Raw genomic sequence first — 14,322 nt, forward strand, 5'->3', positions numbered from 1 at the left:
TGTCCATGAGAACCCGATTCATCACTATCATCACTTTACTTCTATCTACACCAATGGTTATCGCACAGAAATCCATGGATGAGATAGACAGGAAAAGCTTTGCAGCAAAGCCTTCTCCCATAGAGGTAAAAGGTACACAGATGACCGAAACAGGTAATATTCCTCCAATTGGAAATATACCTTCGGAGTTCTCTTTGGACGGAATCTGGCAACTGGCGGAAGGAGGAACAGAAAAAGAACGCCTGCATACCTCCTGGACAGATCAAATACCTGCCCGTGTACCGGGAAGTATTCATACCGCACTAGTAGAAAATAAAATCATACCCGATCCATACATCGGTCAAAATGATTCTATAGCGGAAAAACAATCTTATAAAACATGGTGGATGAAACGGGAGTTCGAACTAAACTCCCCTTTATCTCACAGCATACTATCTTTTGGCGGAATTGCCAATAAATGTACTGTATGGCTCAACGGAAAGCTCCTAGGAACACACGAAGGAATGTTCGGAGGGCCTGATTTCTCAATAGGTAAATATTTAAAGAACAAAAATACGCTCATAGTAAAACTTGAAGCCATTCCTCAAATGTTTTTAGGGAACTGGCCGCCCAACGCAAATGAAAGTTGGAAATATACAGTCGTGTTCAATTGTGTTTACGGATGGCATTATGCACAAATTCCGTCATTGGGAATCTGGCGAAGTGTCCAACTAAAAGAACAAGCCGCCGTAGATATAGACTCACCTTTCGTCGCCACTCGTTCACTCGATGGTCAAATGCGTCTGACGTTTGATTTACACGAACAATCATCTCCATTAAAAGGAGTATTATATGCTGAAGTATCTCCCAAAAACTTCAAAGGAATAAAACAATATTATCGTTTTGACATTAACAGCCGACGTAAACAAGAAACCTTGTCTTTGGACTTTCAAATCAAGGATCCACACCTTTGGTGGCCTAATGACAGAGGAGAACAAGCTCTATATGATCTCAATCTCCGTTTCATTCCACAAAAAGGAAAAACAGCTCATGTAAAAACATCATTCGGCATCCGGACGATTGAGATGAGGCCATTAACCGATGGTGCTAAAGAAGATTATTATAACTGGACATTTGTCATCAACGGGAAACCGATGTTTATAAAAGGAACAGGTTGGTGTACCATGGATGCATTAATGGACTTTTCAAGAAATAAATATGAACATTTACTTCAGATAGCCAAAAGCCAGCACATACAAATGCTAAGAGCTTGGGGAGGAGGAATGCCCGAGACGGATGATTTCTACGAATTATGCGACAGATACGGAATACTGGTTATGCAAGAATGGCCAACAGCCTGGAATAGCCATAACACGCAGCCGTACTCTCTTTTAAAAGAGACGGTAGAAAGAAATACCAAACGACTCAGAAACCACCCTTCTCTTGTGATGTGGGGAGCAGGAAATGAATCGGACAAGCCATTCGGCCCTGCCATTGACATGATGGGACGACTAAGCATCGAACTCGACGGAACTCGTCCTTTCCATCGCGGGGAAGCTTGGGGAGGCAGCCAACACAATTATAACTGCTGGTGGGATAATGCCCACCTCAATCATAATTTGAATATGACCGCTCCTTTTTGGGGAGAATTTGGGATAGCATCATTGCCTCACATTGAGACAGTACACAAATATTTAGATGGGGAGAAAGAGGTGTGGCCTCCCCGAAGGAGCGGTAACTTCACACACCACACTCCTATCTTCGGAACAATGGGAGAAATGGGAAAGCTGGTTCAATACTCCGGTTATTTTATGCCGAAAGATTCGCTGGCTTCTTTCATTCTCGGATCACAATTAGCACAAGTAGTGGGAGTGAGACATACACTAGAACGGGCACGTACATTATGGCCTCATACTACGGGAGCACTTTATTATAAGATGAACGACAATTATCCCGGCGTCTCGTGGTCGTGCGTAGATTATTACGGCATCATTAAACCCATTCATTATTTTGTGCAAAAATCTTTTGCTCCGCTAGCGGCAGTTATGTTATTTGACCGTAGCAATCTCTCCAGCCAGGAAGTCAGCCTTCCTGTTTATCTGCTCGATGATTGCCAAGAACTGGACAAAAAACCTTATCAAGTGAAGGTATCTATATACAATGATCAACTAGACACTGTCGCCAACCATACGTTTAATGGCACCGGAGATGAGAATGTTGTAAAAAAACTAGGAGAAATCTATTTAAACAGAGAGCAAACCAAATCTACCATGTTGTTCTTTGTATTGGATATAGTGAAAAATAACCGGAGTATCTACCGGAATTACTACTTCACCAATTATGAAGTGCGCCCGGGCTCCATCTTATCAATGCCCCAGACAACCATAAAGACGGAACGTAGGGGCAATGCAGTGATTCTGACAAATACAGGAAAATATCCTGCCATCGGAGTACACATAGAAGTACCGGAGAAGATGGATCAACTCATCGTTTCGGAGAACTATATATGGCTTAATCCACAGGAATCAAAAAAATTAAAAATAAACTTGGAATCTCCAGTGATTGTAAAAGGCTGGAACCTCCAATAACCCTATTAAACAGAACATTATGAAAAAAGTTTTTATTTCGGCTTTTCTACTACTAAGCTTACTTACTCTAAATGGATGTAAAAGCAATCAACCTCCAGTAAAAGAGACTGGTGAACCTTATGGTGTCAACCTCGCATGTGCCGACTTCGGTTCATCTTTTCCCGGAGAATATAATAAAGACTATACTTATCCGACAGATCAGGACCTCGAATATTGGCACAAAAAAGGTCTGAAACTTATCAGGTTACCATTTAAATGGGAACGGTTGCAACTGGATCTGGAAGGCCCGCTGAACCAACATGACCTCAATAAAATGAAAGAACTGGTCAGAGCTGCAGAAAAGCGGGATATGGTCGTACTTCTTGATTTGCATAATTATTGTCGCCGTTACATGAATAACGAACACACCCTTATCGGAAGTAACGGATTAACAATAAAAGATCTGGCCTCTTTCTGGCAAGCTATCGCTAAAGAATTCTCGACTTTCAAAAATATATACGGCTACGGGCTGATGAATGAACCACACGATCTGGCTCCCGGAACTAATTGGTTCGACATGGCGCAAGCATCCATCAATGCCATTCGACAGGTCGATACCAACACCCTTATCATGGTAGGCGGCAATGACTGGTCATCGGCAGAACGCTGGATTGAGCAAAGCGATACACTCAAATTCTTAAAAGACCCTGCTAATAATCTCGCTTTTGAAGCGCATGTATATTTTGACAAAGATGCATCCGGTACTTATAAATATTCCTATGAAGAAGAGGGATGTTATCCGGAAAAAGGTATCGACCGGGTAAAACCTTTTGTCGAATGGATCAAACAAAATAATTTCCATGGCTTTATCGGAGAATATGGAATTCCCGACAATGATCCCCGTTGGAATGAAACTCTTGATTTGTTCCTGCACTATTTACAAGAGAACGGAATCAACGGCACCTATTGGGCAGCAGGTCCGTGGTGGGATACCTATTTCATGGCAATCACCCCTAAAGAGGGAAAAGACAGGCCGCAAATGCCCATAGTTGAGAAATATACGCATACTTTAAAGAAATAGAATCATGCTCAAACGACTCTCCATCTGCTACGTTTTATTCATTCTTTGTACGACCTGTGTTTCTGCTCAAGAAGACCGGTGGACAGGAAGTGCCACGAATCTATCAAAAGGCAACTTACGGGTAAATTCGTCCGGTCGCTACCTGGAATACACGGATGGAACTCCTTTTCTTTATCTGGGAGATACAGCTTGGGAACTCATCAGCCGTTTAAACGACAAAGAGACAGAACGATATTTGGAGAATCGCAGAGAAAAGGGATTTACCGTCATACAAACTGTAATTCTGGATGAATTAGACGGCATTAACACCTCCTCCAACGGAGTCCCCCAATTAATCGACGGTAATATCGACCAACCTTCCCCCGAGTATTTCGCCCGTGTAGACAAAGTAATTTCTCTGGCTGCGACCAAAGGTTTATATATAGCATTGCTACCAACCTGGGGCGATAAAGTAGACAAACAATGGGGAAAAGGACCGGAAATCTTCACCCCGGAGAATGCGTATAGATACGGCAAGTGGTTAGGAGAACGCTATATGAATATGCCCAACCTGATATGGGTAATAGGAGGTGACCGGAGTGGAGGCGGAAAAAACCTATCCATCTGGAACGCATTGGCAACCGGCATTAAAAGTATAGACCAAAATCATTTGATGACCTATCATCCGCAGGGTGAACACTCATCCTCATACTGGTTTCACGACGCTCCATGGTTGGACTTCAATATGTGTCAGTCCGGACATGCTCAACAGGATTTCGCCATCTATCAACGCATACTTCTACCCGACTTAAATAGGAAGCCACACAAACCATGTATGGATGGAGAACCCCGATATGAGAATATTCCGATCAATTTTAAAAAAGAGAACGGAAGATTCGGAGAGGATGACGTCCGCCATACACTCTACCAAAGCATGTTCAGTGGAGCCTGTGGCTATACATATGGTTGTAATGATATATGGCAAATGTTCGACACCGGACGCGAATCTAAATGTGATGCCGATACTCCATGGCATCAGGCTATGGACAAACAAGGAGCATGGGATTTAATTCACTTTCGCAGATTATGGGAGAAATTTGATTTTACTCAAGGGAAGAGCCAACAAAGCATTTTTGGCAATGCCTCTTTAGAAAAGACAAACTACCCCGTAGCCTTCGGCAACAAAGACTATATACTGGTATATCTTCCGCAAGGTGGGAAAAGAACCATCTATCTGCCTCCCATGAGTAGTCCCAAACAGACTTTAAAATGGATGAATCCCCGTAACGGACAAACCACATTCTACCAGTATACGACAACAGATACGATTTCCATATCCTCGCCTACAGAAGGAAAAGGAAATGACTGGGTTCTAATAATCGAATAACCAACTGATAAAAAATAACTATAGAATATGAAAAGTAACAGATTAGAAGAGCTGACACAGCACTATGAAGCTCTTATCACCCGGAAAAATGAGATATGCAATAACAATAACGGTATATACAGACGTTATCACTACCCTGTGTTAACAGCAGAACATGCACCATTAATCTGGAAGTATGATTTTGATGAGAAACAGAATCCATTCATGGAAGAGCGGATTGGCATCAACGCGGTAATGAATACAGGAGCAATCAAAATCAATCATAAATATTACCTTGTGGCACGTGTCGAGGGAGCAGACCGAAAGTCATTCTTCGCAGTAGCGGAAAGCGACAGCCCGGTAGACGGGTTCCGCTTTTGGGATTATCCGATAGAAATGCCGGAAACAGATGTTCCCGACACCAATATGTACGACATGCGCCTGACCGCACATGAAGACGGATGGATCTACGGCATTTTCTGTGCGGAACGTAAAGATACGAACGCTCCGGCAGGTGATTTATCGTCAGCAGTGGCCGTAGCAGGTATTGCACGAACAAAAGACCTGAAAATATGGCAACGTTTACCGGACCTGAAATCTCCAAGCCAGCAACGAAACGTTGTGCTTCATCCGGAATTCGTTAACGGGAAATACGCTTTATATACCCGCCCCCAAGATGGCTTTATCGACGCTGGTAATGGAGGAGGCATTGGCTGGGCACTCATAGACGACATCTGTCATGCCGAAATAAAAGAAGAAAAGATCATCAATAAACGGTTTTATCATACGATCAAGGAGGTAAAAAACGGAGAAGGGCCACACCCCATAAAAACCCCACAAGGATGGTTACATTTGGCACATGGAGTAAGAGGATGCGCAGCCGGACTACGCTATGTATTATACCTATATATGACTTCCTTAGAAGATCCGACACAGATTATAGCCGAACCTGCAGGTTATTTCATGGCTCCCATAGGAGAAGAAAGAATCGGTGATGTATCGAATGTATTATTCTCAAATGGATGGATTGAAGATGACAACGGAAAAGTTTATATCTATTATGCGTCTTCCGACACCCGTCTTCATGTAGCCGAATCAACAGTAAGCCAGCTTGTAGATTATTGTCTGCACACGCCAGCAGACGGTTTTCGTTCCATAGAATCCGTGAAACAGATCATTACTATGGTAAATCATAATAAGCAATACCTGAAACAATAAACGCACCACCATGGAAAACATAAAACTAAAAGAAAAAATCGGGTATGGATTAGGAGATGCAGCTTCTTCCATGTTCTGGAAGTTATTCACCATGTATCTATTATTCTTCTATACAGACGTGGTAGGTATCTCCTCGGCCGTTGTAGGAACAATGTTTCTCATCACACGTATCTGGGATACTTTCCTTGACCCGTTTGTCGGAATATTAGGTGACCGGACCAGTTCCCGATGGGGAAAATTCCGTCCTTACCTATTATGGGTGGCAATACCATTCGGTATCTGTGGCATACTAACCTTCTCTTCTTTCGGAGATAACATGACCACCAAAATAATATTTGCCTACGCCACATACACTCTTATGATGATGGTATATTCCTTAATCAATGTGCCATATGCATCTCTATTAGGAGTAATGTCTGCCAATCCTCAAGTACGCACAGAGTTTTCCTCCTACCGTATGACATTTGCGTTTGGGGGAAGTATTCTGGTATTATTCCTCATTGAGCCGCTGGTCGATATATTCAGTAAGATGAAAATAACAGAGAGCCTACCCGACATTGCTTTCGGCTGGCAGATGGCCGCAGTCGTATTCGCCATTATGGCCAGCGGTATGTTCCTGTTAACGTTTCTATGGACCAAAGAAAGAGTGCAGCCTATAAAGGAAGAAAAAGGATCACTCAAAGAAGACCTGAAAGATTTAGGTAAAAACAAACCTTGGTGGATACTTTTATGCGCAGGAATCATGGCATTAGTTTTCAATTCTCTCCGTGACGGTTCCGCTGTATTCTATTTTAAATATTATGTAGATGGTTCCGACACATTCTCCTTCTCATTCATGAACAGTGCCATCACACTTATTACTATTTACCTGGTATTAGGACAAGCAGCCAATATTCTCGGAATCATGTTCGTACCATCCCTCACCAAGAGAATCGGTAAAAAGAAAACGTACTTCATGGCTATGGTTTGCGCCACCATTTTAAGTGTGTTATTCTACTTTCTTCCCAAAGATTTTATTTGGGGAATTTTATGCTTACAGATCTTAATAAGTATCTGTGCCGGTATTATCTCCCCCTTGTTATGGTCTATGTATGCAGATATATCGGACTACTCCGAATGGAAAACCGGAAGACGGGCAACCGGTCTGATATTTTCTTCTTCATCCATGTCTCAAAAGTTCGGATGGACTATCGGAGGTGCTTTGACCGGATGGTTACTGGCTTATTTCGGTTTCAAAGCAAACGTGATTCAATCTGATTTTGCCCAAACCGGTATTTGTATGATGATGAGTATTTTCCCGGCCATTGCTACCATGTTATCTGCAATCTTCATTTCACGTTATCCGCTAAATGAAAAAAGATTATATGAGATATCAATGGAACTCGAAGAAAGAAGAAAAAAATAAATTCATCACTAATCAACGAATCAATATGGCTCATATTCCAATTCGATCCTATTTGTATTTACTACTTGGTACAGCCCTATTCTCATGTACGCCTCAAGAGCTAAAAACGCCATTTGAATTAAAATGTGAGAATATACCCGTTCCTATAGGAGTGGATACTCAAACTCCCAGACTCTCCTGGAAACTTCCGCTGCTAGAGGAAGATAGTATTAACAAAATTGAAATATGGCTATCAACAGACAGTGCCCAATTATCAGACTGTCAGTCCGTTTATTGGAACAAATCCATCATAGGAGCTCCTATAAGAGCCTCCTATGATGGACAACCATTAGATTCATATACGACTTATTATTGGAAAATAGGTTATCAAACCTCCTCCAAACAGAAAACTACATTTTCCCCCATATCCTCCTTCACAACAGGCTGTTTATCAACCAATGACTGGAAAGGGAAATGGATTACTGACGGACATGACATCACATACCGCCCGGCACCCTATTATAGAAAGAGTTTCCAATTAAACAAAACAGTCGAACAGGCCTTACTTACTATTGCATCGGCAGGCCTACATGAACTTTTTATCAACGGAAAACGGACAGGAAATCATTTCCTAGACCCTATGTATACACATTTCGACAAACGTATATTATCAGTCACTCATGATGTTACATCATCACTGTCTATGGGTGAGAATGTTATGGGAGTACAGCTAGGGAACGGATGGTATAATCATCAATCCACAGCAGTATGGTTTTTCGACAAGGCTTCATGGAGAAACCGTCCTAGATTCACTGCCCAACTGCATCTGCGTTACACAGACGGCACAACAGAATATCTGGGTACTGACTCAACCTGGCAAACAACTGACAGCCCAATTATTTTCAACAGTATCTATACAGCCGAACATTATGATGCACAAAAAGAATTAACAGGTTGGGACTCACCCGGATTCAACGCTACCGAATGGCATCATGCACAAGAAACCGAATCACCTACGGAAACAATCAAATCACAAGTTATGCATCCGATTCGTGAAACAGCCCGCTATACAGCAACTCAATGTAAAAAAATAAATGACAGCTGCTACGTCTACCATTTCCCCAAAAACATTGCAGGTGTCACCGAACTAAATGTGAAAGGGAAAAAAGGAACAATATTGCGCCTGAAACATGGAGAACTTTTAGACAAAAACGGTAAGGTAAACATGGCAAATATAGATTATCACTACCGGCCGACAGACGACAGCGATCCTTTTCAAACAGACATCGTCATCCTTAGCGGAAAAGAAGACAGCTTCATGCCCAAGTTCAACTACAAAGGTTTTCAGTTTGTAGAAATTTCGTCATCCGCTCCCATCGAACTATCCGGTGAGAATCTCATTGCTGTCGAAATGCACAGTGATGTTCCGGCAACCGGCTACTGGTCTTCTTCATCCGACCTGCTAAATAAAATATGGGAAGCTACCAACAGTTCCTACTTAGCCAACCTGTTCGGTTATCCGACCGACTGCCCTCAACGGGAAAAGAATGGTTGGACAGGAGATGCGCATATCACCATTGAAACAGGATTATACAATTTCGACGGCATCTCCGTATATGAAAAATGGATGAACGATTTCTGCGATGAGCAAAAAGACAACGGAGTGCTCCCGTGTATCATTCCAACTTCTATATGGGGATATGACTGGGCCAACGGGGTTGACTGGACAAGTGCCGTCGCCATTATCCCTTGGGAGATTTATCGCTTTTACGGAGACACCACACTACTCCGCCGTATGTATGAACCAATCAAGAAATATGTTTCGTATATAGAATCCATATCACCGGAATATCTTACAGATTGGGGATTGGGAGATTGGGTGCCTGTACGCTCAAAAAGCAATATCACCCTGACCTCTTCGATCTATTACTATACGGATGTCCATATTTTGGCAAAAGCAGCACTACTTTTCGGATATCCAAAAGATGCATCCTATTATAACACATTAGCCCAGAACATAAAGAATGCCATCAACACTCGTTTTCTCAACCCGGAAACTGGAATATACGCAGAAGGAACACAAACCGAACTGGCCATGCCGCTATATTGGGGGATCGTTCCGGAAAAAGATAAAAAGAAGGTAGCTGCCAGACTTCATCAGCTAGTGGAAAAAGACAATTATCATCTGGATGTCGGTTTATTGGGCAGTAAGGCACTACTCTCCGCCCTGTCAGATAACGGATATGCAGAAACTGCCTACAAAGTCGCATCACAAGACACCTATCCTTCGTGGGGATATTGGATTAAACAAGGAGCTACCACCCTACATGAGAATTGGCGGACAGATGTCATCGTTGACAACTCATATAACCATATTATGTTCGGAGAAATAGGAGCATGGCTATACAAAGGACTGGGAGGGATTCAAATCGATGAAAAGCATCCCGGATTCAGACATATCCTGCTAAAACCTTTCTTTCCGGCAGATATGAATGAACTTACCATACGCTATAATACTCCTTATGGGTGGTTAAATATCAACTGGATTCGTCAAACTAATGACTGCATCCGTTATACAATCGATATCCCGGCAGGAACTTCTGCAACATTTGTTCCTTTTACAATGCAGGAATCCCAAAAATCGATAACTTTACAAGCCGGAAAACATTCACTTGAACTTGATTTCACACAACTATTAATCAATCAGCAATAATTATGTACAAAAGAATCATCTTATTTACATTCATTTGCCTGCTTGCTTTAGCAGGAGTAGCTCAAAATAAAGATACTTATACCATTTTATTATCCGGAGCATCTTTTGCCGAACCTAACAATAAGTGGTTTGAAATGGGATGTCGTGCCCTTCACGCCATTCCTATCAATCGTGCCATAAGTGCAGAATCCATAGCCCACACAGCCAATAAAATGCTGGACGGCACCCTCTATACTCCGGAAGAGTTTGACGACATTGATGTCTTCGTCCTAATGCAAGTACATGAAAAAGACGTATATAATGAAGCAAACCTAAAAGAGAACTATAAGGACTACGCAACTCCTTTTGATGCTTCCGATTATGCCGTTTGCTACGATTATGTCATCAAGCGTTACATATCAGACTGTTATAACCAAAAATTCAACCCCAAATCCAAATATTACAATACTCCCTACGGAAAACCTGCTTCTATCGTTTTATGTACTCACTGGCATGACAGTCGTCCAGTATTCAACACTTCAGTCCGGAAACTGGCAGAGAAATGGGGATTTCCGGTAGTGGAATTCGACAGATACATCGGATTTTCCAAAAACCGGAAACATCCGGTTACAGGCAAACAATATAGCCTAATCTACACAGGAGACTCACAAACAACTCACGGAGAAGTATTCGGATGGCATCCACCTCACGGAGAGCACTCATTCATCCAGCAACGCATGGCTGCCATTTTTGCAGATACACTCCGCAAAATACTGCTCCCAAAAGAATACATTAATGAATAATCATTAAATACCCGCATGATGAAAAGATTTTTATTATTTACATATTGTTTGCTATTTGCTGCATCACAGATGATTGCACAGCTTTCCATGCCTTCTTTCTTTTCAGATCACATGGTACTGCAACGTGAGAAACCAATTCGTATATGGGGAACGGCCCATTCCGGCGAGAAAATCAGTGTAACATTAGGAGATATCAAGAAGAGTATCCGGGCAGATAAAAACGGAAAATGGTTGGTCAGCCTACCTCCCATGCAAGCAGGCGGACCATATACGCTGACTGTAAAGAGCCCAGAACAATCCTTATCCTTTTCTGATATCCTAATCGGTGAAGTATGGATTTGCAGCGGACAGTCGAATATGGAGTTTCGCTTACGTAGCGCTAACCATGCCGTCGAAGAAATTGCAGCAGCCAATTATCCTCAAATCCGTTCTTTCAATGTCATACAAGAAATGAGACATACTCCCAAAAACAACTTGAAAGGCAAATGGGAAGTATGTTCCCCCACATCCGCTTCTGACTTTTCGGCTGTCGGTTATTTCTTTGCACGTGAATTATACCAGAAACTCAATATTCCTATCGGATTCATTAACTCGTCGTGGGGTGGCACGGATATTGAGACTTGGATTAGCATGGAAGTTATGGATCATTTCCCAAAATATGAGAAGTCATTGTCCCGTATGCGTTCTCCAGAATTTGAAGAATATATCAAACGCAGTGACAAAGTTAAAACAGAGTTTGAACAAGCCATCCTTAATGAGCCGGGAGAAACTGAAAAATGGTATTCAGAAGATACTTCTACAGAAAACTGGAAGAAGCATGCCGTCCCATCTTTATGGTCTAATGAAGAATTATCTGCCATAGACGGTGTTGTATGGTTTACTTATCAGTTCTCCATACCGGCCAACTGCCTGAACCAGGATGCGGAATTAAGTCTTGGCACCATTGACGATGATGACATTACATGGGTTAACGGACATGAAGTTGGACGTACAGTAGGTTATGATTTGAAACGTCTATACAAAATACCTGCAAAGATATTAAAAGAGCAAAATACCATCACTATCAAAATATCCGACTATCGCGGAGGAGGCGGGCTGTATGGTACTAAAGATGAAGTATACTTGAAAATCAACAACCGGATTTTCCCTTTATGTGATGACTGGAAATACAAAGTAGCCGTATCAAACGCCCAATATGATTACGTAGAATATGGTCCCAACTCTTTTCCCTCTTTACTCTTCAACGCAATGATCAATCCGCTGATCGGCTTGGGTATGAGAGGAGTGATCTGGTATCAGGGAGAAAACAATGCCGGTCGTGCCAATGAATATATCGATCTATTCCCTGCTTTAATCAAAGACTGGAGAAACAGATGGGATTGCGAATTCCCATTCTATTGGGTTCAGCTGGCAAACTTTATGGCTCCTGCCAGACAGCCTTCCGAAAGCCATTGGGCAAATCTAAGAGATGCACAGTCAAAGACACTGGCCTTGCCATATACAGGACAAGCTGTCATTATAGATATCGGTGAGGAAAAGGATATACATCCCCGCAATAAGCAGGATGTAGGTAAACGGCTTGCTTTACATGCACTTCGCAATGACTATGGATATGACTCCATCGTCTGTACAGGTCCGGTATTCAAGTCAGTAAAAAGAATTGGGAATACGCTGGAAGTTACTTTTGACTCTTGTGCCGGAGAACTAATAGCCCGTAATAAATACGGTTACTTATCAGGATTCGCCATTGCCGGCACAGATGGTAAATACCAATGGGCACAAGCTAAAATAGAAAATAATAAAGTAATAGTATGGAATACGGAAATACAACAACCGGTTTCCGTACGATATGCCTGGGGGGATAACCCGGATGATGCAAACTTATACAATTCAGTGAATCTGCCGGCTTCCCCGTTCGAAGGACACATCAGCCAATAAACAATATACCAAAAAACAAAAAGAAAATACCGGTAATGAATGTATGACCATCATTTCCGGTATTTTCCTATTTACAACCCACTGCTTAATCCTCCTGACACGATATTTTCTCTTTCAGGCGCGTTGTAATTTAAAGATTATCACGTATCTTTGCCTCCTCAAATCATAAATACGAGATATGGCTATTACAATCAAGAAAGTCTCCACAAAGAGAGAGCTTAAGAAATTTATCCGTTTCAATTACAGAATGTACAAGGGCAACCCTTACTCTGTGCCCGACCTCTATGACGACATGCTCAACACCTTCAACAAGAAGAAAAACGCAGCATTCGAATTCTGTGAAGCAGATTATTTCCTCGCATACCGGGACGATAAAATAGTAGGACGTGTAGCTGCAATTATCAATAATCAAGCGAACGAAAAGTGGGAAAGTAAGAACGTTCGTTTCGGATGGATAGACTTTATCGACGATCCCGAAGTATCGTCCGCACTCATCAAAGCAGTGGAAGACTGGGGAAAAGAACGGGGCATGACTCATATTGCCGGCCCTCTCGGATTTACCGATTTCGATGCGGAAGGAATGCTGATCGAAGGATTCGACCAACTTAGCACCATGGCCACTATCTACAACTACCCGTACTATCCGGTACACATGGAAAAGTTGGGCTTCGAGAAAGACGCCGACTGGGTGGAATACAAAATCTACATACCGGATGCCATTCCCGACAAACATAAGCGTATCTCCGAACTAATCCAACGAAAATACAACCTCAAGATAAAAAAATACTCCTCCGGAAGAAAGATAGCCAAAGACTACGGACAGAAGATTTTCGAACTGATGAATGAAGCATACAGCCCACTCTACGGCTATTCTCCATTGACACAGCGACAGATCGACCAGTACGTAAAAATGTATCTGCCGATCCTCGACTTACGGATGGTTACCCTTATCACTGACGCCAACGATGAACTGGTCTGCGTAGGCATCTCCATGCCCTCACTGGCCGAGGCTTTACAGAAATCAAACGGACGCTTGTTGCCGCTCGGATGGTTCTATCTATTAAAGGCACTATTCATGAAACGCCGTGCCAAAATGCTTGATCTACTACTCGTTGCAGTGAAGCCGGAATATCAGAATAAAGGTGTTAACGCTTTGTTATTTTCCGATTTAATTCCAGTTTATCAAAAATTAGGTTTTATATTTGCAGAAAGCAATCCCGAACTGGAATTGAACGGTAAAGTTCAGGCACAATGGGATTACTTTGAGACTCAACAACATAAGCGCCGCCGTGCGTTCATCAAAGAGATAAAATAA

Annotated in this window: 9 protein-coding genes; all 9 read left to right on the forward strand. The window is 42.2% G+C overall.

The genetic code is table 11. From position 1 onward, the window contains the following. The first annotated feature begins 5 nt into the window (after nucleotides 1–5). The 9 genes from H8796_RS04440 to H8796_RS04480 all read left to right on the forward strand — a co-directional run bounded on the left by H8796_RS04440 (nucleotide 6) and on the right by H8796_RS04480 (nucleotide 14,322). Nucleotides 6–2,567, forward strand: a complete 2,562-nt coding sequence (locus H8796_RS04440; protein ID WP_117932722.1) for a glycoside hydrolase family 2 TIM barrel-domain containing protein — start codon at nucleotides 6–8, stop codon at nucleotides 2,565–2,567. A 19-nt stretch (nucleotides 2,568–2,586) separates the two neighbouring features. After that, a complete protein-coding gene (locus tag H8796_RS04445) occupies nucleotides 2,587–3,627 on the forward strand; it encodes a glycoside hydrolase family 5 protein (protein ID WP_117932719.1) in 1,041 nt (346 codons plus the stop codon). Nucleotides 3,628–3,631: 4 nt separating this feature from the next. After that, nucleotides 3,632–4,993, forward strand: coding sequence for a DUF4038 domain-containing protein (locus H8796_RS04450; RefSeq protein WP_117932717.1), 1,362 nt, complete (start codon nucleotides 3,632–3,634; stop codon nucleotides 4,991–4,993). Nucleotides 4,994–5,020: 27 nt separating this feature from the next. Beyond that, nucleotides 5,021–6,190 carry a glycosidase gene (locus H8796_RS04455; RefSeq protein WP_117932715.1) on the forward strand — a complete coding sequence of 390 codons (1,170 nt, stop codon included), beginning with the start codon at nucleotides 5,021–5,023 and terminating at the stop codon, nucleotides 6,188–6,190. A 10-nt stretch (nucleotides 6,191–6,200) separates the two neighbouring features. Beyond that, nucleotides 6,201–7,595: an MFS transporter gene (locus H8796_RS04460; RefSeq protein WP_117932713.1), complete on the forward strand. Its 1,395-nt coding sequence runs from the start codon at nucleotides 6,201–6,203 to the stop codon at nucleotides 7,593–7,595. After that, the gene (locus H8796_RS04465; protein WP_117932711.1) at nucleotides 7,555–10,287 is read left to right on the forward strand and encodes an alpha-L-rhamnosidase; all 2,733 of its coding nucleotides are present in this window, start codon (nucleotides 7,555–7,557) and stop codon (nucleotides 10,285–10,287) included. Before H8796_RS04460 ends, H8796_RS04465 begins: the two co-directional genes overlap by 41 nt. A 2-nt stretch (nucleotides 10,288–10,289) precedes the next feature. Next, a complete protein-coding gene (locus tag H8796_RS04470) occupies nucleotides 10,290–11,069 on the forward strand; it encodes a DUF5040 domain-containing protein (RefSeq protein ID WP_009001142.1) in 780 nt (259 codons plus the stop codon). Nucleotides 11,070–11,087: 18 nt separating this feature from the next. Continuing rightward, entirely contained in the window at nucleotides 11,088–13,007 is a 1,920-nt protein-coding gene (locus H8796_RS04475; protein ID WP_117932937.1) for a sialate O-acetylesterase, read from the forward strand. 178 nt (nucleotides 13,008–13,185) lie between these two features. After that, complete coding sequence (locus tag H8796_RS04480; protein WP_008646659.1) at nucleotides 13,186–14,322, forward strand: GNAT family N-acetyltransferase; 1,137 nt, start codon at nucleotides 13,186–13,188, stop codon at nucleotides 14,320–14,322.

It is taken from the genome of Bacteroides sp. M10, assembly GCF_014334015.1.
GTDB classification, from domain to species: domain Bacteria; phylum Bacteroidota; class Bacteroidia; order Bacteroidales; family Bacteroidaceae; genus Bacteroides; species Bacteroides intestinigallinarum.

Excerpts from the sequence above, each read along its gene's own strand:
- H8796_RS04455 (WP_117932715.1), top strand. The coding sequence starts at position 5,021 with ATGAAAAGTAACAGATTAGAAGAGCTGACACAGCACTATGAAGCTCTT.
- H8796_RS04445 (WP_117932719.1), top strand. The coding sequence starts at position 2,587 with ATGAAAAAAGTTTTTATTTCGGCTTTTCTACTACTAAGCTTACTTACT.
- H8796_RS04480 (WP_008646659.1), top strand. The coding sequence starts at position 13,186 with ATGGCTATTACAATCAAGAAAGTCTCCACAAAGAGAGAGCTTAAGAAA.
- H8796_RS04470 (WP_009001142.1), top strand. The coding sequence starts at position 10,290 with ATGTACAAAAGAATCATCTTATTTACATTCATTTGCCTGCTTGCTTTA.
- H8796_RS04450 (WP_117932717.1), top strand. The coding sequence starts at position 3,632 with ATGCTCAAACGACTCTCCATCTGCTACGTTTTATTCATTCTTTGTACG.
- H8796_RS04460 (WP_117932713.1), top strand. The coding sequence starts at position 6,201 with ATGGAAAACATAAAACTAAAAGAAAAAATCGGGTATGGATTAGGAGAT.
- H8796_RS04475 (WP_117932937.1), top strand. The coding sequence starts at position 11,088 with ATGAAAAGATTTTTATTATTTACATATTGTTTGCTATTTGCTGCATCA.
- H8796_RS04465 (WP_117932711.1), top strand. The coding sequence starts at position 7,555 with ATGAGATATCAATGGAACTCGAAGAAAGAAGAAAAAAATAAATTCATC.
- H8796_RS04440 (WP_117932722.1), top strand. The coding sequence starts at position 6 with ATGAGAACCCGATTCATCACTATCATCACTTTACTTCTATCTACACCA.